Annotated in this window: 16 protein-coding genes; 13 read left to right on the forward strand and 3 right to left on the reverse strand. The window is 64.6% G+C overall.

The genetic code is table 11. The features are described 5' to 3' along the window. Positions 1 to 5: 5 nt before the first annotated feature. From IVB50_RS21440 to IVB50_RS21480, 9 genes are all read left to right on the forward strand, one after another. Positions 6 to 1,463, forward strand: coding sequence for an FAD-binding oxidoreductase (locus IVB50_RS21440; RefSeq protein ID WP_247297168.1), 1,458 nt, complete (start codon positions 6 to 8; stop codon positions 1,461 to 1,463). Between the two features lie 85 nt (positions 1,464 to 1,548). Next, entirely contained in the window at positions 1,549 to 2,061 is a 513-nt protein-coding gene (gene msrB / locus IVB50_RS21445; protein ID WP_026233843.1) for a peptide-methionine (R)-S-oxide reductase MsrB, read from the forward strand. Positions 2,062 to 2,239: 178 nt separating this feature from the next. Beyond that, on the forward strand, positions 2,240 to 4,495 hold the full coding sequence (locus IVB50_RS21450; RefSeq protein ID WP_247297169.1) for a flagellar hook-basal body complex protein: 2,256 nt from the start codon (positions 2,240 to 2,242) through the stop codon (positions 4,493 to 4,495). A gap of 35 nt (positions 4,496 to 4,530) precedes the next feature. After that, the gene (gene flgK / locus IVB50_RS21455; protein ID WP_247297170.1) at positions 4,531 to 6,414 is read left to right on the forward strand and encodes a flagellar hook-associated protein FlgK; all 1,884 of its coding nucleotides are present in this window, start codon (positions 4,531 to 4,533) and stop codon (positions 6,412 to 6,414) included. 21 nt (positions 6,415 to 6,435) lie between these two features. Then, entirely contained in the window at positions 6,436 to 8,838 is a 2,403-nt protein-coding gene (locus tag IVB50_RS21460; protein WP_247297172.1) for a flagellar hook associated protein, read from the forward strand. 71 nt (positions 8,839 to 8,909) lie between these two features. Beyond that, positions 8,910 to 9,692 (forward strand): hypothetical protein, encoded by a 783-nt coding sequence (locus IVB50_RS21465; protein WP_247297174.1) that lies wholly within the window; start codon positions 8,910 to 8,912, stop codon positions 9,690 to 9,692. Then, positions 9,682 to 11,331, forward strand: a complete 1,650-nt coding sequence (locus IVB50_RS21470; RefSeq protein ID WP_247297176.1) for a hypothetical protein — start codon at positions 9,682 to 9,684, stop codon at positions 11,329 to 11,331. The genes IVB50_RS21465 and IVB50_RS21470 overlap by 11 nt, the downstream gene beginning before the upstream one ends. A gap of 1 nt (position 11,332) precedes the next feature. Further along, positions 11,333 to 12,586 (forward strand): hypothetical protein, encoded by a 1,254-nt coding sequence (locus IVB50_RS21475; protein ID WP_247297179.1) that lies wholly within the window; start codon positions 11,333 to 11,335, stop codon positions 12,584 to 12,586. Continuing rightward, positions 12,583 to 14,079: an aspartate aminotransferase family protein gene (locus IVB50_RS21480; RefSeq protein WP_247297181.1), complete on the forward strand. Its 1,497-nt coding sequence runs from the start codon at positions 12,583 to 12,585 to the stop codon at positions 14,077 to 14,079. The genes IVB50_RS21475 and IVB50_RS21480 overlap by 4 nt, the downstream gene beginning before the upstream one ends. Before the next feature lie 98 nt (positions 14,080 to 14,177). Here IVB50_RS21480 and flbT read toward each other — a convergent pair whose 3' ends face one another. Continuing rightward, complete coding sequence (flbT, locus tag IVB50_RS21485; RefSeq protein ID WP_027566886.1) at positions 14,178 to 14,618, reverse strand: flagellar biosynthesis repressor FlbT; 441 nt, start codon at positions 14,616 to 14,618, stop codon at positions 14,178 to 14,180. Positions 14,619 to 14,937: 319 nt separating this feature from the next. On the opposite strand from flbT, the gene IVB50_RS21490 reads away from it, so the two are divergent. The 4 genes from IVB50_RS21490 (at position 14,938) to flaF (ending at position 23,004) form a co-directional block, all read left to right on the forward strand. Next, the gene (locus tag IVB50_RS21490) at positions 14,938 to 17,223 is read left to right on the forward strand and encodes a DUF1522 domain-containing protein (RefSeq protein ID WP_247297187.1); all 2,286 of its coding nucleotides are present in this window, start codon (positions 14,938 to 14,940) and stop codon (positions 17,221 to 17,223) included. 320 nt (positions 17,224 to 17,543) lie between these two features. After that, the gene (locus tag IVB50_RS21495) at positions 17,544 to 19,829 is read left to right on the forward strand and encodes a DUF1522 domain-containing protein (protein ID WP_247297188.1); all 2,286 of its coding nucleotides are present in this window, start codon (positions 17,544 to 17,546) and stop codon (positions 19,827 to 19,829) included. A gap of 223 nt (positions 19,830 to 20,052) precedes the next feature. Then, on the forward strand, positions 20,053 to 22,350 hold the full coding sequence (locus tag IVB50_RS21500; RefSeq protein ID WP_247297189.1) for a DUF1522 domain-containing protein: 2,298 nt from the start codon (positions 20,053 to 20,055) through the stop codon (positions 22,348 to 22,350). Positions 22,351 to 22,635: 285 nt separating this feature from the next. After that, positions 22,636 to 23,004: a flagellar biosynthesis regulator FlaF gene (gene flaF, locus IVB50_RS21505; protein WP_007612319.1), complete on the forward strand. Its 369-nt coding sequence runs from the start codon at positions 22,636 to 22,638 to the stop codon at positions 23,002 to 23,004. Between the two features lie 141 nt (positions 23,005 to 23,145). Here flaF and IVB50_RS21510 read toward each other — a convergent pair whose 3' ends face one another. Together IVB50_RS21510 and IVB50_RS21515 are read right to left on the reverse strand one after the other, a co-directional pair. After that, positions 23,146 to 23,505, reverse strand: coding sequence for a hypothetical protein (locus IVB50_RS21510; protein WP_247297190.1), 360 nt, complete (start codon positions 23,503 to 23,505; stop codon positions 23,146 to 23,148). Between the two features lie 159 nt (positions 23,506 to 23,664). After that, positions 23,665 to 24,162, reverse strand: a complete 498-nt coding sequence (locus IVB50_RS21515) for a hypothetical protein (protein WP_247297192.1) — start codon at positions 24,160 to 24,162, stop codon at positions 23,665 to 23,667.

The following is a 24,162-nucleotide window of genomic DNA, read 5'->3' on the forward strand; positions in this document are numbered from 1 at the left end:
ACGACATGAGCGAGACTTTCACAAGCGTGTCCCAGGAAGAAGCCGGCTTTCGTGAACGCGCGCGACTGTCGTTTGATCTCGACGCCGACATCTGCGTGATCGGGGCGGGGCTTGCAGGGCTCTCCATTGCGCTCGAGGCGGCCCGGCTGGGGGCCAGCGTCGCGGTGCTCGAGGGCCGCCACATCGGCTGGAACGCTTCCGGCAATCAACTCGGCACCGTGATGCCGGGCTTCGCGCTGCCGCTCGCCGAGCTGATCGAGCGCATCGGCTTCGAGGATGCGCGGGAATTGTGGACACTGTCGAAAGAGGGCGCCGAGTTCGTCCGGGCCAACGCCACCGAAGAGAACATGCCCGGGATCGGCCGGACCGACGGCGTGCTCGAGGTCTCCAACGTCGATGCCGGCGACCGGCTGATCAGCCGGTTGCAGATGCTGAACGAGGATTTCGACACCGAGGCCGAGGGCTGGCAGGTCGATCGCGTCCGCGCGGCACTCAAGACCGATCGCTACTTCCACGGCGTGTATTATCCGAAGGCGTTCCAGGTCGACGGGCGCAAATATGTGCACGGCCTCGCGGCGCTGGCGCGGCGCGCAGGCGCCCGCATCTTCGAGGACACGCCGGTCGTCAGCATCGATCATTCCGGCATCCGCAAGCGCATCGTCACGCCCTCGGCGCGGCTGCGCGCCACCCATATCGTGCTCGCCGGCAACATCCATCTCGGCGCGCCGTTGCGGCGCCTATCGGACACGCTGCTGCCGGTCTGGCGCTATGCCGGCATCACCGCGCCGCTCGGCGAGCGCGTGCACGAGATCATCGGCTTCAAGGGATCGGTGATGGATTCCGACGGCGTCGACCATTTCCGGATCGTCGATGGCGACCGGCTGATGTGGGAAAGTCCGGAGACCACTTGGGCCGCACGGCCGCAGCGCTTTGCAGGCAGCGTCAGGCGGCGGATCCGGTCGATCTTTCCCCAGCTCGGCAATGTCGAGATCACCGACATGTTCGGCGGCGCCACCGGCCAGACCGTGCATGGCATGCCGCAGATCGGCCAGTTGCGCAAAGGCCTCTGGGTCGCAAGCGGCTTCGGCCGCCAAGGCATGAACACCTCGGCCATGGCCGGGCAGATGATCGCCCGCAGCATCCTGTGGGGCGACGAGCGCTGGAAGCTGTTCTCGCCGTTCGAGCTGGTCTGGGCGGGGGGAACGACGGGGCGGGTTGCCGGGCAACTGGTCGGAATCTGGGGCAGGGCGAGTTCCGCCGCCGCAGGCTCGCTTGCCAGGTATCGCGAGCGTGCCGGGGTCAAGGACCGGGAACGCGAGGCGCGGCTGGCCGAAGCCAACCGGGCCGCCGGGACCGGTCCGCGCCGTCCGCCGCCCCGGGTTCGGCCCCGGCCGGCCCCACCGCCGAAGCCTGTGGCGGAAGCCGTGGAACCAGTCCCGCAGGACGACAGCGCCTCGCGATAAGGTGAGAAAAACTCGGCCCGGAAGTGTAACGTCGACGGTTAGAGCCCGTATCTCAGGGCGTAGACGCTCCCGCATGGAGAATGAGATGTTTGACCGCCGCATCCTGTTGACGACTGTCGCCGGCCTGTTCGGCCTTGCGGCCTTCCGCTGGCTCAGAGCATCGCCGGCTGAGGCTGGAGAGAAAGCCGCGCAAAAATTCGAGATCGAGAAGACCGACGCCGAATGGCGTGCCCAGCTCACGCCGCAGCAATATGAGATCCTGCGCAAGGAGGGTACCGAGCGGCCGGGCTCCAGCCCGCTGCTCAAGGAGCACCGCAAGGGCGTCTTCGCCTGCGCCGGCTGCGACCTGCCGCTGTTCGCCTCCGACACCAAATTCGAGAGCGGCACGGGCTGGCCGAGCTTCTACCAGCCGATCGAGGGCAATGTCGGCAAGACCGAGGACCGCACCTACGGCATGCTCCGCACCGAGGTGCATTGCCGGCGCTGCGGCGGCCATCTCGGCCACGTCTTCGACGACGGTCCGAAGCCGACCGGATTGCGCTACTGCATCGACGGTTTCGGGCTGGTCTTTCATCCCGCGGCGGCGTCCGCAACCTAGCTTTCGTCCCGGCAATTGTTGCCGGTCCCGGCAATTGTGCCCCGGTCATCAGGCCGGGGCTTTTTCGTTAAGTCATTGATTTTATGAGAAAACCCGCATTGGCATAGCCCTTGCGACAGTCTCCTCCGACTGCGGCCATGGTCGATCGGCCGCCGAGATCGGATCTGGAGACAAAGTTATGGGTATCTTCGATGCAATGAACACCTCGGTGGGTGGCCTGCAGGCGCAGTCCTACGCGCTGCAGAACATTTCCGGCAACATCGCGAACTCATCCACCACCGCTTACAAGGGCATCGGCACCAGCTTCGTCGATCTCATTCCCGACTCATCGGTCCCAAGCAAGCAGGTCGCGGGCGGCGTGACCGCCAACGCCAAGGCCACCATCACCACGCAGGGCACAATCTCGGGCTCCAGCGTCGCCACCAACATGGCGATCACCGGTGACGGCTTCTTCTCGATCCAGAAGGCCACGGGCGTCGTCGACAATGCGCCAGTGTTCAGCGGCGTCACCTATTACACACGGCGCGGCGACTTCCAGCTCAATGCCAACGGCAATCTGGTCAACGGCGCCGGCTATTACCTGATGGGCGTCACGGTTGACCCGAAGACCGGCAACCCGCAAGGCAACGTTGCGACGGTCCTGAAATTCCAGAACAACTTCATCCCGGCGCAGGCGACGACCTCGATCCAATACGCGGCCAACCTGCCGACCCAGCCGAACACCGTGGCGAGCACGACGGCGGCAACCAAGACGCTGCTGGCGGCCGGCGGACTGAACCCGTCGGACTTCGCCGCCAACCCGCTGCCGGTCGGCACGCCGCCTCCGCCCTATGCAAACGCCACAACGTCCGGCGCTGCCGCGACCGGCAATGTCCGCTCGCCGTACTCGTCGACCACTGCGACCGGCACAACGGCGCTCCAGAATAACTCTGCAGCGGTGGCATCCACGACAACGTCTTTGAACAGCGCGGCCGGCACCCATCTCGCCTCCAGCATTCTCGCTCAGCTGACCGGCCAGACGCTGGTCGTCAACGGTCACAATATTGTCTTCGATAATAGCTTGACCAGCACTCCCGACGGTCTTGGCGGTACGGCGATTGGTCTCGGCTCGGGTACTACCACAACGGTGGCCAGCATCATCTCCGCTATCCAGTTGGCCGGCGGCGCCGGCGTTACCGCATCGCTCAGCCCCAGCGGCAACATCGTCATCTCCAGCGGCACCGGCACCGACGTAGCGGTTGGTAGCGGCCAGGTGGCCACGGCGCTCGGCATCAGCAGCGTGACGCGCGGCGGCAACGTGCTGTCCTCGCCCGCGATCTCGGGTGCCACGGTGCTGAGCGGCGCGGCGGCTGCCGGCGGCGCCGAGGTGCTCACATCGGGCTTCTCCGCCGGCGACATCATCACCGTCAATGGTCAGTCGCTGACCTTCATGGCCTCCGGCGCGACAGGCCCGAACCAAATCAACGTCACTGACAACATCACGATGCTGCTCGGCAAGATCGACACTCTCTCCGGTGCAACGGGGTCGTCGGTCAGCAGCGGCGGCGTGATCACGCTGAACACCGGCACAGCTTCCAACCTTTCGGTGGCGAGCTCCAACAGCGCCGCCTTCGCCGCGCTCGGCTTCACCTCGACCATCACCAAGAATCGTGACGGTGGTGGCGTTGCCGGCACCGGCGGCGTAATCGGCAATGACATCGCCACCTTCACCAAGGAATCGATCAGCGGTGGCGCGGTGACCGCCTACAACGCAGCCGGCACGCCGGTGAACCTGCAATTGCGCTGGGCCAAGACCGACAGTGCCTCGCTCGGCGCCGGCCATGCCGATACCTGGAACATGTTCTACCAGACCGATCCGAATGCGACCGGCACGACGGTCGGCTGGGTCAATACCGGCCAGGCCTTCACCTTTGCCGCCGACGGCTCGCTGACCTCGCCCAGCGGCTCTGGCATCACTATCAACAATGTCAGCGTCAGCGGCCAGTCGCTGGGCTCGGTCTCCTTCAACATCTCCTCGGGCGGGCTGACCCAATATGCCAGCACCAGCGGCGCGGTCACCATCAACACCATCACCCAGAACGGCTACGCCGCCGGTCAGCTCCGCTCGGTCGCCGTCAACAACAACGGCCTCGTGGTCGGGACCTTCTCCAACGGTCAGAACCTCGACCTCGCACAGGTCTCGTTGTCGCATTTCAACGGCACCAACTACCTGAAGGCGCAGGACGGCGGCGCCTACGCCGCGACTGAACAGTCGGGCCCTGCCATCGACGGTGCTTCCGGTTCGATCAGCGGCTCGTCGCTGGAAGGCTCGAACACCGACATCGCCGACGAATTCACCAAGCTGATCGTGACCCAGCAGGCCTATTCGGCCAACACCAAGGTGATCACGACGGCGAATACGATGGTTCAGGATCTTTTGAACGTGTTGCGCTGATTGGTGCGTGACGTAACCAGAGGCGGCAAGCCAACATGGGTTTGAGTTCAGCCCTCGCCAGTGCGATGAGCGGTCTGCGTGCTAACCAGGCTGCGCTCTCGATCGTTTCCTCGAACGTCGCCAACTCGCAGACGCCGGGTTACGTCGTCCAGACGCCGAACCAGATCGAGGTCACCACCGGCGACTTCGGCTCGACGGTGACGACGACCGGCGTCAGCCGCGAGCTCGACACCTATGTGCAGAAACAGCTGCGCACCGAGACCGGCGGCAGCGGCTACGCCGACCAGATGGCGAACATCCTGAAGCAGCTTCAGAATGTCTATGGCACGCCCGGCAACAGCGGTACGCTCGAAACCGCGCTGAACAGTTTCACCACGGCGCTGCAGGCGCTGTCGACCAACGCGGGCTCGTCGTCGGCGCAAACGGTTGCGCTCGGCGCCGCGCAGACGCTGGCGCAGCAGCTCAACCTGACCACCAAGGGTATCCAGTCGCTGCGCTCCAACGTCGAGCAGGATCTCAGCACCTCGGCCCTAGCTGCCAACGCGGCGATGCAGCAAGTCGCCGACATCAACTCCAGACTTCAGGGCCTGTCGGAACACGACCCCTCGGCTGCGACGCTGATGGACCAGCGCGACCAAGCCATCAATAACCTGTCGAAATATGTCGACGTCCACGTCACCACCGACGGGTCCAATCAGGCCAACATCTATACCACCACCGGCATCCAGCTGGTCGGCGCAGGCCTCGCCTCGCAATTTACCTTTGCGTCCGCTGGCACGCTGTCGGCGACCTCGCTCTACAACATTGATCCGGCCAAATCCGGCGTCGGCGCGTTCAATATCAAGCTCCCGAACGGATCGTCGGTCGACGTCATCGCCAACAACGTGGTGTCTTCGGGGCAGATCGCGGCCGATCTGAAGCTGCGCGACCAGACGCTGGTGCAGGCGCAGAATCAGATCGACGAGTTCGCGGCGACGATGTCGAGCGCGTTGTCGGACAAGACCACGGCCGGCAGCACGGTCACCGGCCCGCCGGCCGGCTTCGATCTCGACCTTGCCGGGGCGGCGCCGGGCAACAGCGTCAACTTCACCTACACCGACACGACCACCAATACGAAACGACAGGTCACGCTGGTCAACGTGACCGATCCGGCGGCGCTGCCGCTCCAGAACGCCACCAACGCCAATCCGATGCAGATCGGCGTGAACTTCTCCGGCGGCATGGGCGCGATCGCCTCGGCGCTCAACACCGCGCTTTCCGCCTCGCATCTGTCGTTCGCCGCCGCCCCGTCGCCGGCGACGGCCACCACATTGCGGGTGACCGACGACAACAGCGGCCTCGCCAAGGTCAATTCGGCCTCGATCACCAAGACGATCTCGTCGCTGACCTCGGGCAATCCACAACTGCCGCTGTTCACCGACGGCGGGCAGGCGCTCTACACCGGCGCGATCACGGCATCGGGTTCGCAGATGACCGGCCTTGCCGGACGCATCGCCGTGAACACTCAGCTTTCCTCGGACCCGACCAGGCTGTCGATCTACAACACCTCGCCGGTGACTCCCACCGGCGACACCACGCGCTCGGACTATCTCTATTCGCAGCTCACCTCGGCGGTGTTCTCCTATTCGCCGCAATCCGGTCTGGGCTCGGCGAGCCAGCCCTTCACCGGCAGCGTCTCGAACTACCTCCAGCAGTTCCTGAGCGTTCAGGGCAATGCCGCGACCCAGGCGACTCAGCTCCAGCAGGGCCAGAGCGTCGTGGTCTCGACGCTGCAGGCCAAGTTCAACTCGACTGCCAGCGTCAACCTGGACTCGGAGATGTCGAACCTGATCCAGCTCCAGAATGCCTATGCCGCCAACGCCCATGTCATGTCGGTGGTGCAGAGCATGATGAATACGTTGCTCCAGGCTCAAGTGTAACAAGTAACAGGGCTCTGAAACATGTCGATCAGCAGCATCAACTACTCCTCGTCGGTTCTCGGCTCGCAGATCCGCAACATCAACCAGCAGCTCACCGACCTGTCGACGCAGCTCTCGACCGGCAAGCTGTCGCAGAACTATTCCGGGATGGGCACCAACGAGGGCTTTGCGATCGCCGGGCGCGCGCAGCTCTCCAACATTGCCGCCTATACCGACACGATGACCAACGTCAACGTCAGCATCAACCTCGCCAATACCGCGTTGCAGTCGCTGACCACGATCCGCAACACGGTGCAGACGGGCTCGGCCAACACCGCGCAGGATCTCAACGTCAACGGCCAGACGGTTGCGCAGAACACTGCGGCTGCGCAATTCGGCTCGATGGTCGGCGTTCTCAACACGCAGTCTGGCAACCGCTATCTGTTCTCCGGAACCGCCTTCAACACGCCGTCGGTCGCGAACGCCGGCGACATCATCAACGGCACCACGACGCAGGCGGGCTTCAAGACCGTCATGGCGGAGCGTCAGGCCGCCGACCTCGGCGCCAACGGCATGGGCCGGCTGGTGCTGACGACGCCACAGCCGACGCCGAGCTCGGTGAAGGTGTCCGAGGACTTCGCGGCATCGCCATTCGGCCTGAAGATCGCCGCGGTCTCCTCGACGCTGACCGGCGCGACGGTCACCGGCCCGAGCGGCTCGCCGGTGTCGTTCTCGGTCGACCTCAACGGCGTCAATCCGAAAAATGGCGACAAGCTCAGCGTGCAGTTCACGCTGCCCGATGGCTCGACCGAGCAGATCGACCTGACGGCGTCCACCGCGACGCCGACACCTGTCGGCAGCTTTGCGATCGACCCCGGTAATCCCAATGTCGTTCCGGTCGTTCCTCCGGACCCGAACATCACGGCGACGAACCTCAACACTGCGCTGAATACCGCGATCAAGAAGCTCGCCGGCACCTCGCTGGTGGCGGCGTCCGCTATCACGGCCGGTGACAATTTCTTCAATACGGCGGGATCCGCCACCGCGAATGTGGCGGCCACCGGCAATCTGCGCTCCTATACCTCCACGACCGGGACGGGCTCGGTCGCGTTGCAGGACAGCGCATTGGCGATTGCGTCTACGACCACGTCGCTCGACTCGTCGGCGACACCCCATCTCAACGGGACCATTCTCAACGCGCTCGCCAACGCTCCGACCGGTACCACACTGACCATCACCGGCGCGAGCGGCGCCCACACGATCACCTTCGACCCTACCGTCACTACCGTCACCACAACGGCCAGCGGCAATACCACTATCGGACTGGCTTCGGGCAGCGCCGCGAAGCTGTCTGATATCTTGAATGCGATCGCGACGGCCGCCGGCATCCCCGCCGCCAACGTAACTCTGAGCGCCGGCGGCAATATCCAGATCGCGACCGGCACCGGCACGGACGTGGCGGTCACCGGCGGCGCGGCGGCCACGGCGCTCGGTCTCAGCAGCGTGACGCGCGGCAGCGTGGCGTCGACGCCTCAGATCACCGGTTCAACTGTGCTGAGCGGCATTGCGACTACGGGCGGCCCGGAAGTCCTCTCGGCGGCGTTCCAGGCGGGGTCGGCGGGTCCGCCTGCCGTTAATCCCGATACGATCACGGTGAACGGTCAGACGCTGACTTTTGTCGCCTCGGGCGCCAGCGGCCCAAACCAGATCAACATCACCGACAACATCACAACTCTGCTTGGCAAAATCGATCAGATCACCGGCACCACGAAGCCGTCGACGATCCATGGCGGCGTGATCACGATCAACACGGACGATCCCGGGAGCCTCAATATCACGAGCTCGAACAGCACGGCGTTCGCGGCGCTCGGCTTCACGACCTCCCCGGTCACGGCGGCAAAGGCTCCGCTGCGCGTCGGCTCGTCGCCCCTCGGCTCGGCGACGACGCTGGTGAACGGCTCGGCCACCACCGTGCAATGGTACCTGGGCAATGACGGCCCCGGCTCGCCGCGCTCCACCGCGATGGCCCGGGTCGACGATTCCGTCACGGTGCAGTATGGCGCGCAGGCGAACGAGGACGCGATCCGCAAGGAGCTGCAGGCGGTCGCCGTGTTCGGGACGTTCTCGACCTCACCGACCGGGCAGTATTCGGGCGGGCAGGTCGCCGCGCTGAGTCTGCGGGTGACACAGGCCCTGACGAAGCAGCCAGGCGAGCAGCGCATCGAGGACATCCAGACCGACATCGCGATGGCCCAGAACACCATGAAGGACGCAGGCACGCGTCAGACCCAGGCCAAGGCGCAGCTCCAGACCATCATCGACCAGGCGGAATCAGCCTCGCCGGACCAGGTCGCGAGCGAGATCCTGTCGCTCCAGAATGCGCTCCAGGCGTCCTACCAGGTGACCTCGAACCTCGCGCAGCTCTCGCTCGTCAAGTTCCTGTAAGCAGGCGTTAAGGCGCCGTTAACCATGCCTCTTTACCTCTTGGTGAGGATTGCAGCGGGGCGGAGCTGACGATGTCGGAGAAGATGAAACTGGTGGTGGCCACGCCATGTTTCGGTGGGCAGGTGACGAGCATCTATGCGAGCTCGATCTTCGCGCTTCAGCGCGCCGTGCACGGCATGGCCAATCTCGCGCTCAAGGTGCTGCTGCGCGACGGCGATGCGCTGATCACGCGCGCGCGGGCCAATCTGGCCGCGATGTTCCTGGACGATCCCGAAGCGACGCACTTCCTATTCATCGATGCCGACATCGGCTTCAAGCCGGAGCAGGTGTTCCGGCTGATCGAGTGCGGCGCGGACGTCGTCGCCGGCTGTTATCCAATCAAGCGGATCAACTGGGACAAGGCCGCGCGGGCGATCCAGTCCGGCCGCGCCGACGTGCCGGCCGCATCGCTCGACTACGTGCTCGAGATCGAGGACCCCGACCGCATCGTGGTAGTGAACGGCTTCACCCGCGTGCGCTACGCCGGCACCGGCTTCCTGATGATCCGGCGCTCCGTGCTGGAGGCGATGTGCCGCCATCCGGACTACGCGGCCCTGCAATTCTTCCACGAGCATTCGCACGATACGCTGGCGGCGAGCCACAACCGGTTTGCCTTGTTCGAATGCATAATCGATGCGGCGACCGGCACCTATCTGTCCGAGGACTTCGCCTTCTGCAAGCGCTGGACTGATATCGGCGGTGAGATCTGGGCCGACATCGAGAGCTCGCTCGATCACGTCGGACCGTCGGTGTTCCACGGCGACATCACCTCGCAATTCGCACCGGCGCCCGCGGCGGCGGCCGATGCGGCGTGAGCCTTTCGGGATGAGCGCCGGCGCATCCCGTCTGTCAGCCAGCGAGCGCGCGTCCGACGGCGGCTCGCGCTATCGTCTGCGCGATCTCTTCACACCACTGGATACGCTGCTCGCCTCCGGCGGAGATCCGCGGCTGGCGCTCGATCCGAACTACCGTGTCAACGCCTACGGCTGCGCGGCTTCGCCGGAGCCGGAGCTCTGGAATTTCGCCTCCGCGACCGCATCGATGATCTCGCAGATGGCCTACGACCGCGCCGCGCTGGCGCGCGAAGAGCTGATGCACAAATGCCTGTTCGACGAGGTCGAAATCGCCTTCGACGCCCGCTGCGAGGACATGCGCGAGGAGCTGCGCGGCCACCTTGCGCTCTCGTCGCGGATCGACGTCGTGTTCTCGCCGTCCGGCACGGACTCCCAGCTTCACGCCCTGTTCGTAGCGCGCGCGGTGCTCGGCGCGGCGCCGGTGACGATCGTGGTCGGCGCCGACCAGACCGGAAGCGGGACGCCGCATACTGCACGCGGCCACCATTTCAGCACGATGACGGCAGGCGGCATGGCCGTGCGCAAGGACGGCGCGGTGACGGGGCTCGCCGGCGACAGCATTGCGGTGCCGCTGATCGACATGGCGGCCGGCATTGCGATGCGCACCGATGCCGATGCCGCGGTGCTGCATGCGGTCGAGACCAGCCTCGCGCAAGGCCGGCGCGTTTTGTTGCAGATCATGGATTCGTCAAAACTCGGTTGGCGTGCCCCAAGCGAGGCGTGTCGCGACGAGATCGCGCGGCGCTGGCCGCGCAAGGTTCAAATTGTCGTCGATGCCTGTCAGGCGCGGCTCGGTCGCCGGCGGCTGCGAGCCTATCTCGACCGTGGTTACATGGTGCTGATCACCGGCTCGAAATTTTTCGGCGGACCGGCCTTCAGCGGTGCGCTGCTGCTGCCGAAAGGCCTGTCGCGGTCGATCGACCGGATGGGCGGGATCGCGCCTGGCATCTTCGATTATGCCGGCCGCTGCGACTGGCCGGTGGCGTGGACGATGCTGCGCTCGCGGTTCGAGCGCCGGCCGAATTTCGGTCAATGGCTGCGCTGGGAGGCCGCGCTGGCCGAGATCGGCAGCTACTACGCCGTGCCCAGGGCTTTCCGCGCCAGGATGCTGGCCGAGCTTGCAGCCGGCATCGACAGCATGATCGCGTTGTCGCCGTCGCTTCGTGCCGTTCCCACCGCGATCGAGAAGTCCGGCGCGGACGACGAGGAGTTCGCGCAAACCACGATCTTTCCGTTCACGCTGCTGCGCGGCGGCAAGCCGGTCTCGCTCGCCGAGACCAGCGCCGTGCATCGGGCGCTGGCGTGCGACATGGCCGAGGAGATCAGCGGCAGCGTGGCAGACCGGCAAGTGGCCGCCCAGCGCTGTCTCATCGGCCAGCCGGTCCGACTGGAGCGGCAGGACGGTGCGCCGCAGGCCGTGTTGCGCCTCTGCGTCGGCGCACGATTGGTGACCGAGGCATGGTCGCCGAATACAATGCAGGCGCAACGCAATGTGCAGCACGTTCTCGATCGCATCGCCCATGTGCTGGTGAAGATCGAGCTGCTGCTTGACCGTGGCGCGGTTGCGGCCGTGCCGGCAAAGTCCGCGTTCGAGGTGTGAGATGCAACATCCAGTTTCCGCGCCGAGCGGCGTGACCGCGCCGACCTATGCCGACCGCATCGGCTTTGCGCAGTTGACGCGCCGCGCCTTCGAGGGCGGTGACCTGCATCCGTTGCGCGAGCGGCTGCTGGCGCGGATCGAGGAGGGAACGGCGGAGGCCGGCGAAGGCCTCGATCTCTCGCTGATTGCCCAGCTTCTCGGCGAGAAGGAGGCTGGGCTGGTGATCCAGACCGAGGTGCTCTCCTTCCACCAATTGTTTCGTACGCCTTGCGCGGCTCCAAAACCCCGCCTGCGCGTGCTCGCGCTCGCCGCCGATATCGACATGGGCGGCAACACGCCGATCGACTTCCTGCTTGAAGATTCCGACATCGAGCTGTTGACGCTCTACGTTGTCAAGGGCGTCGGCCTGCCGGAGACTCTGCCCGAGCACGACGTCGCCATCGTGATCGCATCCGATTCCGAGGAGTGCCGGGAGGCGCTCGCGCTGATCGAGAAGGCCGCGCCGCACTGGCCGAAGCCGCTGCTCAATCGTCCCGATCTCATTGGCAATCTCGATCGCGACAAGCTGTATCGTCTGCTGACGGGCGTGCCCGGCCTCGACATTCCCGTGACCGCCCCCACGACGCGTGCGCAATTGTCGGAGCTTTCGCGAGGCAGGATCGTTTGCGAGGAGATCACGGGCGAACTGCGCTTTCCAATGATCGTGCGGCCGCGCGGTACGCATGCCGGCGTCGGGCTTGCCAAGCTCGACGACGCGGTGGCGCTCGCGGCTTATCTTGCCGAGCGGCAAGAGCAGGACTTCTTCGTTGCGCGCTTCGTCGACTATGCGAGTTCCGACGGACTCTACCGCAAATATCGTCTCGCCATGGTCGACGGCAAACCCTATGCCTGTCACATGGCGATCGCCGATCGCTGGGACATCTGGTATCTCAACGCCTTCATGGCGTTCAGCGAGGAGAAGCGGGCCGAGGAAGCCGTCTTCATGCTCGACTTCGACCATGCCTTCGCGGCGCGCCACAAAATCGCGCTCGACGAAATGAGCAGGCGCGTCGGCCTCGATTACTTCATCGTCGATTGCGCCGAGAACCAGAACCGCGAGCTGCTGGTCTTCGAAGCCGACAACACCGCCGTCGTGCACAACATGGATCCGCCGGCCGTGTTTCCGTACAAGCCACCGCAGATGCGCAAGATCTTCGCGGCGTTCACGGCGATGCTGTCGCGGCATGCAAGAGCGGGTGAGGAGAGTGCAGCATGAACGAGATCATCCGCAACGCGCAAAGCTCCGTCACGCACACTTCGCTCGATCCGCAGGACTGGAGCGAATTTCGCGCGCTCGCCCATCGCATGCTTGACGAGACGATCGACGGCATCGCCAGCGTTCGCGCGCGTCCGGTGTGGCAGCCGATCCCCGACGGCGTTCGTGCGGCATTCAAGGCCGACGTGCCACGCGAGGCGAGCGATCTCGCCGACGTCTATCGCGACTTCTCCGAACATGTCGCGCCCTATGCGACCGGGAACGTCCATCCCGGTTTCATGGGCTGGGTGCATGGCGGCGGCACCGCGGTCGGCATGGTCGCGGAAATGCTCGCGGCAGGCCTCAACGCCAATCTCGGCGGCCGCGACCATATGCCGATCGAGGTCGAACGCCAGGTTGTCGACTGGATGCGCCGTCTGCTCGCCTTCCCGGAAAGCGCGAGCGGCATCTTCGTCACGGGCACGTCCATGGCGAATCTGATGGCAGTACTGGTGGCACGTACGAGCGCGCTCGGCACGCTGGCGCGGCAGTACGGCATCGGCAATGACGGTGCGCTTCTCACCGCCTATACGTCGCAGGCCGCGCATGGCTGCGTCTCGAGGGCGATGGACATCGCCGGGCTCGGCACCGACGCGCTGCGCAAGATCGGTGTCGATGCCGATCATCGCATGGACGTTGCCGCGCTACGTGCGCAGATCGCGATCGATCGCGAGGTTGGCTTCAAACCGTTCCTGGTCGTCGCATCCGCCGGTACGGTCGATATCGGCGCGGTCGACGATCTCAAGGCGATCGCGCAGCTGTGCCGCCAGGAGAGAATCTGGTTTCACGTCGATGGAGCCTTCGGTGCGCTCGCGATCCTGTCGCCCGAACTTGCGCCGCTGCTGGGCGGCATCGAGCTTGCAGATTCCATTGCGCTGGACTTCCACAAATGGGGACAAGTGCCTTATGATGCCGGCTTCCTGCTGGTGCGCGACGGCGAGCAGCATCGGCAGGCCTTTGCGCAGCCCGCGGCCTATCTGCGCCGCGAGGCGAGGGGACTTGCGGCCGGCGCGATCTGGCCCTGCGATCTCGGCCCCGATCTGTCGCGTGGCTTCCGTGCGCTGAAGACGTGGTTCACGCTGAAGACGTTCGGCACCGATCGGCTTGGTGCGGTGATCGCGCGAAGCTGTGCGCTGGCGAAATACCTGGAGACGCGCGTTCTCGCTGAGCCGCGGCTGGAATTGCTGGCACCGGTCAATCTCAACATCGTCTGCTTCCGTTACCGCGCCGCCGACGAGGTCAATCGCGAGATCGTTGCCGACATCCAGGAGTCCGGTATCGCGGCGCCCTCGAGCACGACGCTGGACGGCAGGTTTGCGATCCGCGCCGCGATCGTCAATCACCGTACCAACGAGTCCGACATCGACGCGCTGGTCGCGGCCGTGCTGGAATTCGGCGGACGCCGGAGCGGGGGAGTGATCGAGGTCGAGGCGCCGCCGCTCGCGGCACAGTAGCTCGATGCATGTCTGAAACGACAACGGCCCCCGGAGACGATCCGGGGCCGTTGTCGTTTCAGGCCGGTCGTTCGCGCGGCGTGGGCCCGCGAACGCGATCAGGCGGCGGTGCTGACGTCGTCTTTGTCCGCTTCGGCCTTGGGATGGGTGGCCTCGAACTGGCCGCGCAGCTTCTCCTCATAGGCGATCAGCTTGCGGGCATCCTTCAGTGCGCGATAGAGGTCGCCGTTGAGGATGTTGTTGTTGATGCCTTCGATGATCGGCCAGGAGCTCGGCACCGCGGTGACGATGTCGCGCACCAGGTTGAAATAGGTGCCGTGCTGGGTCTGCGGATCCGGCGAGATGTACATGAGCTGGACCGCCAGATAGACGAGCTTGGCGGGCGAGTCGGCGGTCTCCGGTGTGAGGATGTCGCGCTCGCGCAGGATCGGCACGTTGTCGCCGTCGATCAGAAGGCGGGCGCGCTGGTCGGTGTTGGTTATTACGCAGTTACCGACGATGATGCGTTCGTGCGGTCTGAGCTCGACCTTGAGGGCCATGCCTGTTCTCCATCAACGCTTTCGTAACCGAGCGTGTGTTGCGGCGGGTCAGGGCGCAATACTCCATCAAGACTAGTTAACGAGTTGTAAATCCCGGCCGATGCTGCGGAAAAACTCAATCATTTCAAGGCCGAAATCGCCCGGCTGCGTGGCGTCGCGGGTGTGCGAATGGGCCGAATCGCGCGCCGACTCAGCAAAAGCGCCGATTTCATTTCATGTTTCGTTAGAGGACTCCGCCCCACGGTCCGCCGGTCGCTGGGTCACTCGATCCATGCAGACGCGTAACAGTAAGCGTCGTTTACCAGAAAGGTAACACCTAATGTCCGGTATCGTTCTCTCCTCTTCGGTTCGTCAGAACCTCCTCTCCCTCCAGTCCACCGCCGACCTCCTCGCCACCACGCAGAGCCGTCTGTCGACGGGCAAGAGCGTCAACTCGGCCCTGGACAATCCCACCAACTTCTTCACCGCACAGTCGCTCGACAACCGCGCCAGCGACATCAACAATCTGCTCGACGGCATCGCCAACGGCGTGCAGGTGCTGCAGGCTGCCAACACCGGCATCACCTCGCTGCAGAAGCTGATCGACTCTGCGAAGTCGATCGCCAACCAGGCGCTGCAGACCACCGTCGGTTACTCCACCAAGTCCAACGTCTCCACCACGATCTCGGGTGCGACGGCTTCGGATCTGCGCGGCACCACCTCGTATGCAAGCTCGAGCGCGCTCGGCAACGTGCTGTATAGCGGCGCTGCCGGCGGCACGACCGCTGCGACCTCGTCTTCGACGCTGGGCAGCGCTGCCCAGGGCAGCTTCACGGCTGCCGCGGCAGTGAAGGCGGCCGACACTACGACCAACCTGGTCGGTACCGCGACCCTGATCGGTGCGGCCGGTGCTGCGACCGTTGCCGGTACGTCCCCGGCTGACGGCGACACGCTCACCGTCAATGGCCACACGATCACCTTCCGCGCCGGCATTGCGCCGACCGGTACGTCGATCCCGAGCGGTTCGGGCGTCAACTCGGGCGGTACCGTCCTCACCGACGGCAGCGGCAACTCAACGGTCTTCCTCGGCACCACCGGTACGCCGCTCGCCACGGTCAACGACCTGCTGACCGCGGTCGACCTTGCCAGCGGAGTGCAGACCGCTTCGATCAACAGCAGCGGTGTCGCAACCTTCGGCGCGGCTACCGGCGCAACCGGTTCGTCCATCGCCGCCGGTATCGCGACGATCAAGAGCTCGACCGGTGCCGACGTCAGCATCACCGGCAAGGCCGACTTCCTCAAGGGCCTGGGTCTCACCAGCGCAACGGGTAGCGGCAACGCGACGCTGAACGTCACGCGCACGACGGCGGGCGGCTCGCTGGGTTCGTTGATCCAGGACGGTTCGACGCTGAACGTCAACGGTCACGTCATCACCTTCAAGAACGCGCCGATCCCCGGCTCGACAAACGCTCCGGCGGTTCCGAGCGGCTTCGGTGCCAGCGGTAACGTCCTGACCGACGGCAACGGCAATTCGACGGTCTATCTGCAGGCCGGTTCGGTTGCCGACGTGCTGAAGGCGGTCGACTTTGCGACCGGTGTGCAGACCTTCACGCTCAACGGCAGCGGTGGCGGTACGCTCGCGACGGCAACCGGCCAGATCGCCTCGTCGATCAACGCCTCCGGCCAGCTCAAGCTGTCCACCGGCGTCAATGCCGACCTGTCGGTCACCGGCACCGGCAACGCACTGGCGGCGCTCGGCCTCGCCGGCAACACCGGCAGCGCCACCGCGTTCACCGCGGCTCGCAACTCCGGTGTCGGCGGCATCAGCGGCAAGACCCTGACCTTCTCCTCCTTCAACGGCGGCACGGCGGTCAATGTCACCTTGGGCGACGGCACCAACGGTACGGTCAAGACGCTCGATCAGCTCAACACCGCGCTTCAGGCCAACAACCTGTCGGCCACGATCGACGCCAACGGCCTGCTCACGATCTCGGCCACCAACGACTACGCGTCTTCTACGCTCGGCTCGAGTGTAGCGGGTGGTTCGATCGGCGGTACGCTCACCTCGTCGCTGACCTTCTCGACGGCTTCCACGCCCACTCAGGACGCGGTTGCCCAGACATCCCGGTCCAACCTGGTCAATCAGTACAACAATATCTTGCAGCAGATCGACTCGACTGCGCAGGACTCCTCGTTCAACGGCGTGAACCTGTTGAACGGCGATCAGCTCAAGCTGGTGTTCGACGAGACCGCCAAGTCGAGCCTGAGCATCACCGGCGTGACCTACAACTCTAAGGGTCTGGGCCTCGCCGCGTTGACCAGCGGTGTCGACTTCATCGACAACGCTGCCACCAACAAGGTGCTGACCAATTTGAACACCGCGTCCAGCACGCTGCGTTCGGAGGCCTCGGCGCTCGGTTCGAACCTGACCATCGTGCAGGTTCGTCAGGACTTCAACAAGAACCTGATCAACGTGCTGCAGACCGGTTCGTCCAACCTGACCCTGGCCGACACCAACACCGAAGCGGCCAACAGCCAGGCGCTGTCGACCCGCCAGTCGATCGCGGTCTCCGCGCTTTCGCTGGCCAACCAGTCGCAGCAGAGCGTGCTGCAGTTGCTCCGCTAAATCGCGGACGACATCGCAAGATAGATAGAGCGGCGGGGCTTCGGCCCCGCCGTTTTCTTTTTGCGCCAGTGTTTGCGGGCCCTCACGTTGTCCCGAAAAGTAACCCGCGGTTATGGTTAATGGAGCGTAAGCACGAAAAATCGCCAGTAAATTCAGTCGGATTTCAAGCTCTGCCAACGCCTGCCGCCGACTTATGGTGAACCGGCGCTTATACGAGCGAGTCTCATTTCACCCTTTCTTAGCCATGTCGCGGCACGCTGTCCCTGTCACTCGATCCGAAGCGATCGAACGAAGACGCGTAAACCAGAAGGGTAAGAGTTATGTCCGGAATTGTTCTCTCCACGTCGGTTCGCCAGAACCTGCTCTCTCTCCAGTCCACCGCCGACCTCCTCGCCACCACACAGAACCGTCTGTCGACCGGCAGGAGCGTCAACTCGGCTCTGGACAATCCCACTAACTTCTTCACCGCGCAGTCGCTCGACAACCGCGCCAGCGACATCAACAATCTGCTCGATGGTATCGCCAACGGCGTGCAGGTGCTGCAGGCCGCCAACACCGGCCTGACCTCGCTGCAGAAGCTGATCGACAGCGCGAAGTCGATCGCCAACCAGGCGCTGCAGACCACCGTCGGGTACTCCACCAAGTCCAACGTCTCCACCACGATCGCGGGTGCGACGGCTGCGGATCTGCGTGGCACGACGTCTTATGCCAGCGCCACTGCATCCAGCAATGTGCTCTACACGGGTACGGCCGGCGGCACCACCGCCGCGGCTTCGACTTCGTTGCTTGGTAGCGCTGCCCAGGGCAGCTTCTCGGCTGCCGCGGCAGTGAAGGCCGCCGACACTACGACCAACCTGGCCGGCACCGCGACCCTGATCGGTGCGGCCGGTGCTGCGACCGTTGCCGGTACGTCCCCGGCTGACGGCGACACGCTCACCGTGAACGGCCACACGATCACCTTCCGCGCCGGCACTGCGCCGACCAGCACGTCGATCCCCAGCGGTTCGGGTGTCAATTCGGGCGGTACGGTCCTCACGGACGGCAACGGCAATTCGACCGTTTATCTCGGCACCACCGGCACGCCACTCGCCACGGTCAACGACCTCCTGACCGCGGTCGACCTTGCCAGCGGAGTGCAGACCGCTTCGATCAGCACCACCGGAGTTGCGACCTTCGGCGCGGCGACCGGCGCGACCCCTTCGTCCATCGCCGCCGGTATCGCGACGATCAAGAGCTCGACCGGTGCCGACCTCAGCATCACCGGCAAGGCCGACTTCCTCAAGGGGTTGGGCCTCACCAGTGCGACCGGTGGCGGCAATGCCGTCTTCACTGTTACGCGCACGACGGCGGCCGGCTCGCTAGGGTCACTGATCCAGGACGGCGCAACGCTGAACGTCGACGGTCACGTCATCACTTTCAGGAATGCGCCGATCCCGGGCTCGACCAACGCTCCGGCGGTTCCGAGCGGTTTCGGTGCCACCGGTAACGTCCTGACCGACGGCAACGGCAATTCGACGGTCTATCTGCAGGCCGGTTCGGTTGCCGACGTGCTGAAGGCGATCGACTTTGCGACCGGTGTGCAGACCTTCACGCTCAACGGCAGCGGTGGCGGTACGCTCGCGACGGCAACCGGCCAAGCCAACTCGTCGATCAATGCCTCCGGCCAGCTCAAGCTGTCCACCGGCGTCAATGCCGACCTGTCGATCACCGGGTCGGGCAATGCGCTCGCCGTGTTCGGCCTCGCCGGCAACACCGGCAGCGCCACTGCGTTTAGCGCGGCCCGCACCTCCGGCGTCGGCGGCATCAGCGGCAAGACCCTGACCTTCTCCTCCTTCAACGGTGGTACGGCAGTCGACGTCACCTTCGGCGACGGCACCAACGGCACGGTCAAGACGCTCGATCAGCTCAACACGAAGCTGCAGGCCAACAACCTGTCAGCCACGATCGACGCCAACGGCCAGCTCACGGTCACTGCGTCCAACGACTACGCATCTTCGACGCTTGGTTCCACCACGGCCGGCGGTGCAATCGGCGGCACGCTCACCTCGTCGCTGACGTTCTCGACGGCATCTACGCCGGTGCAGGACGCAGTGGCGCAGACGGCACGTGCGAACCTTGTCAGCCAGTACAACAACATTCTGAATCAGATCGACACGACCTCGCAGGACTCCTCGTTCAACGGCGTGAACCTGTTGAACGGCGACCAGCTCAAGCTGGTGTTCGACGAGACCGCCAAGTCGAGCCTGAACATCACCGGCGTGACCTACAACTCGAAGGGTCTGGGACTCGCCGCGTTGACCAGCGGTGTCGACTTCATCGACAACGCTGCCACCAACAAGGTGCTGACCAACCTGAATGCCGCGTCCAGCACGCTGCGGTCGGAGGCCTCGGCGCTCGGCTCGAACCTCTCGGTCGTGCAGATCCGTCAGGATTTCAACAAGAACCTGATCAACGTGCTGCAGACCGGCTCGTCCAACCTGACCCTGGCCGACACCAACACTGAAGCGGCCAACAGTCAGGCGCTCTCGACCCGCCAGTCCATCGCGGTCTCGGCGCTGTCGCTGGCCAACACCTCGCAGCAGAGTGTGCTTCAGCTGCTCCGCTAATAAGCAATTGAAATTACAAGAAGAAATAGAGCGGCGGGGCTTCGGCCCCGCCTTTTTTTATTGGCGCGAAGCGCGGGCGGGAAGGGGGCGCTAACCGCGCATTAACCCTGTCCCTTAAACCGGCGTTAACCATACATTAAAGGACAGGCCCTAAGACTGGACGTAAGCCCGCTTTCAGACCCGCGCGGCCGATTCGTATCCGGTTCAAGAGGAAGACCTGCCAATGTCCAACATCGTTCTCTCGGCGTCCGTTCGCCAGAACCTGTTGTCGCTGCAGTCGACGGCCGACTTGCTGGCCACGACGCAGGAGCGGCTGTCGACCGGCAAGAAGGTCAACACAGCCCTCGACAATCCCACCAACTTCTTCACGGCCCAGGGGTTGGACAACCGGGCGAGTGACATCGGCAACCTGCTGGATGGCATCAACAACGGTGTGCAGGTGCTCCAGGCCGCCAACACCGGCATCACCTCGCTGCAGAAGCTGATCGACAGCGCGAAATCGATCGCCAACCAGGCGTTACAGACCACGGTCGGCTATTCCACCAAATCGAACGTCTCCACCACAATTCCCGGTGCGACGCCCGCCGATCTGCGCGGCACGACTTCCTATGCGAGCGCGACCGCCAACAGCAACGTGCTTTATACCGGCGCGCCCGGTGGCGTGACGCCCGTCACGTCGGGCGCCTCGCTCGGTGCGTCGCTCGGATCGACCGCAGGCACCTTGACCGGCGCGGCCGCCAAGGCTGCGGACGGCGCCACCAACCTCGTCGGCACCGACACTCTTCTCGGTTCTACGCCCGCCACGACATTCGGCTCATCACCGGCGGACGGCGACTCGATCACCGTCAACGGCAAGACCGTGACCTTCCGCACCGGCGGGGCGCCTTCGACGCAGCCGACCGGCTGGGGGCTCGATGCCAGCGGCAACATCGCAACCGACGGTACCGGCAATTCGATCGTCTATATGGGGACGGCCGCTGCGCCCAAGGCCACGGTCAACGACGTCCTTAGCGCGATCGACCTCGCAAGTGGCGTCAAGAGCGCGGCAATCAGCGCCGGCGCAGCGACCATTACGGTGAGCGGCACCAGCGGCGCGCCACCTGTCGGTACGGCCCAGACCGCATCGTCCGTTGCCGGCACCGGCATCGTGACGTTGAAGAGCTCGACCGGCGCAGACCTGAGCGTGACCGGCAAGGCCGACTTCCTCAAGGCTCTCGGCGTGACGTCGGCGACCGGTGCGGGCAACGCCAGCGTCTCCGCGGCCCGTTCCACGACTGCCGGATCGCTTGGATCGCTGGTCAAGGATGGCTCCACGCTGAACATCGACGGCCACACCATTACCTTCAAGAACGCCGAGACGCCCCAATCGGCGACGAGCGTGACCTCGGGCGGCGTCAACGGCAACATCGTCACCGACGGCAACGGCAACTCGACCGTCTATCTGCAGAGCGCGACGCTGACCGACCTGCTCAATTCGATCGACCTGGCCACCGGTGTGAAGACCGCCAGCATCTTCCTGGGTGCTGCGACGCTCGCGACCACCGCGGGCCAGATCCCGTCGTCGGTCAATACCAGCGGCCAGCTGGCGCTCTCGACCGGCATCAACGCCGACCTCTCGATCACCGGCACCGGCAATGCGCTCGCCGCATTCGGTCTCAGCGGCAACACCGGAACGGCGACCGCCTTCAGCGCGGCGCGCACCTCCGGCGTTGGCGGCGTCAGCGGCAAGACGCTCACCTTCAGCTCGTTCAACGGCGGCACGCCGGTGAACGTCACCTTCGGTGACGGCACCAACGGCACGGTCAAGACGCTCGACCAGCTCAACGTGCAGCTTCAGGCCAACCATCTGACGGCGACGATCGACGCCAACGGCGTGCTGACCGTCACCACCGTCAACGAATACGCCTCTTCGACACTCGGTGCAACGGCCGCGGGCGGCGCGGTCGGCGGTACGCTCACCGGCGTGCTCGCCTTCACCACCGCACAGCCCCCGATCCAGGATCCCGTCGCACAGACGGCGCGCTCCGGTCTGGTCAGCCAGTTCAACAACATCCTGGCGCAGATCGACACGACCTCGCAGGACTCCTCCTTCAACGGCGTCAACCTGCTGAACGGCGACACGCTGAAGCTGGTCTTCAACGAGACCGGCAGCTCGACGCTCGGCATCAATGGCGTGGTGTTCAACGCAGCGGGTCTCGGCCTCAGCAATCTCGTCCCCGGCACGGACTTCATCGACAACGGCGCAACCAACAAGGTGCTGACGAGCCTGAACGCGGCCTCGAGCACGCTGCGCTCGGAAGGTTCCGCGCTCGGCTCCAACCTCTCGATCGTGCAGGTGCGCCAGGATTTCTCGAAGAACTTGATCAACGTGCTGCAGACCGGCTCATCCAACCTGACGCTCGCCGACACCAACGAGGAAGCGGCCAACAGCCAGGCGCTGTCGACCCGCCAGTCAATCGCGGTCTCCGCGCTGTCGCTGGCCAACCAGTCGCAGCAGAGTGTGCTGCAGCTGCTCCGCTAATCTCGCAGCGCAAGATACTGAATCGGAATATCGCGGCGGGGCTCATGCTCCGCCGTTTTCATTGAGATCGGTAAGGCAGGATTAGCCGAGATTGATGCGCATCATGGAAGCGTGTTTACAGCATGCATCCGCGCATCTAGCTTCACGACGAAGGACTCCGGGCCCGTATTTATCCGGAGCCCTTCCAAGCACTCACGTAAGCAAATCTTAAGCGGTGCTGCCTAGGGTCGGGAAAGAAATCCTTAAGCGCGTTCAACGGGCTAGGTAACCTCCAGGGTGTGATTGATGTCGAATTCCGCTGCCTCGGCCTACGCGCGTGTTGCAACGACCACCGCATCTCCTCGCGACATCGAAGCGCAGACCCTGCTCAAGGCCGCGAACAAGCTTCAGGATGCGATCAACAGCGCCGAGCCGTTCAGCGAGCAGACCACGCAGGCCCTGATGTTCAATCGCAAGCTCTGGACGATTTTCCTGAGCGAGGCCATGCGCGAGAACAATCCGCAGCCGATCGACGTCCGGCAGAAGATCGCCAACATCAGCGTGTTCGTGCTGAGCCAGACCGCCGCACTGCAGATGAGCCCGCAGTTCGATCACTTCCGTCCGCTGATCGAGATCAACCGCAATATCGCCGCTGGTCTGTCCGGCCGTCCGTGATCGAGCACGGCTCGTTTCTTCGGCAACACCAAATTCATGCTGACGGATACCGGCAAGACGCAGATCAGGAACGTCGTCACCGGTCCCGCGACCGGTTCGAGCGATCTCGATGTTGCCGTTGCGACGCTCGACGCCTGATTGTCAGGCGCTGCGGTCCGTGCTGGCCGGACGCGAGGGCTCGGATTTCAAATCCTGCGCATGGAAATAGGCCCGCCGGCGCAGCATTGCTTCGTCGGGGAACTGGTTGACCACCGCGTCGGTCCTGTCGTTGACGACCTGGAAGACGAACGACGCCGCCGCCTGGTCGAACACGACCTGGCGTGAGACGTTCTCGTTGCTTCGCAAATCATTGCGTGCAGGCGGGCTCGCCTCGCCAGCGGCCACTGTCTGGCTCACGGGCAGATCGGTTTGTACGGCCTCGTTCGCCGCCGCATTCGACGTCGCTACGATCTGCACGACAACCGGTATCCCCACCGGCCTGATGCTGAAATCTGTACTCATGGCAGCCTCCTGGTTGCCTCACGTGAGTCAAATCCCAACCCCTCTCAATACGCAACCATGGAACACCGGGATTGAACATCCGGTAAGGAAACGTGCCTAACCGCGCGACGATGTTGCCGCGCGGTTTTTCATAAAATTGTCGCTTGTTGTTGCGCGCGCTCAGAGCGAGCGGCTGACCGCGAGCGGCGTGACGTGGCGCGGGCCCGGCGTGGCGCGTCGTCCCGCGGCCGTATAGGTGTTCGGCACGTTGCGCTTCTGGATCTCGGCGTTGACGCCGCGCACGACGCTCTCCGACACGGCGTGAGCGGTTGCGAGCACGGTGAGGTTGACCTGGAGCATCGCGCGGAATGCATCGTGGTGCCGATGCAGCGTCGAGAGCAGCTCGGGCGCGGATTTGGCGAGCTGGGCTTGGTTCGCCTTCAACTGGGTGACCGCGCCGACATAGTTTCGCGACAGCTCCTGCTTCTTGCTCTCGAGGGTCATCGCCTCGCGGACTTGGCCGGCGCGCACGAGCTCGGTCTCGCGCTCGATCAGACCGAGCAGGGCGCTCATCGCATCCATCAACTGCTCGGCGATCTTGCGCGCCTCGGCGCTGCCGGGTGCGGTGTTCGGGCGCTGCGCTTGCACGGGCTGACGCGAGGCGTTGAAATGGTTCAT

It is taken from the genome of Bradyrhizobium sp. 87, assembly GCF_023073015.1.
Taxonomy (GTDB): Bacteria; Pseudomonadota; Alphaproteobacteria; order Rhizobiales; family Xanthobacteraceae; genus Bradyrhizobium; species Bradyrhizobium canariense_D.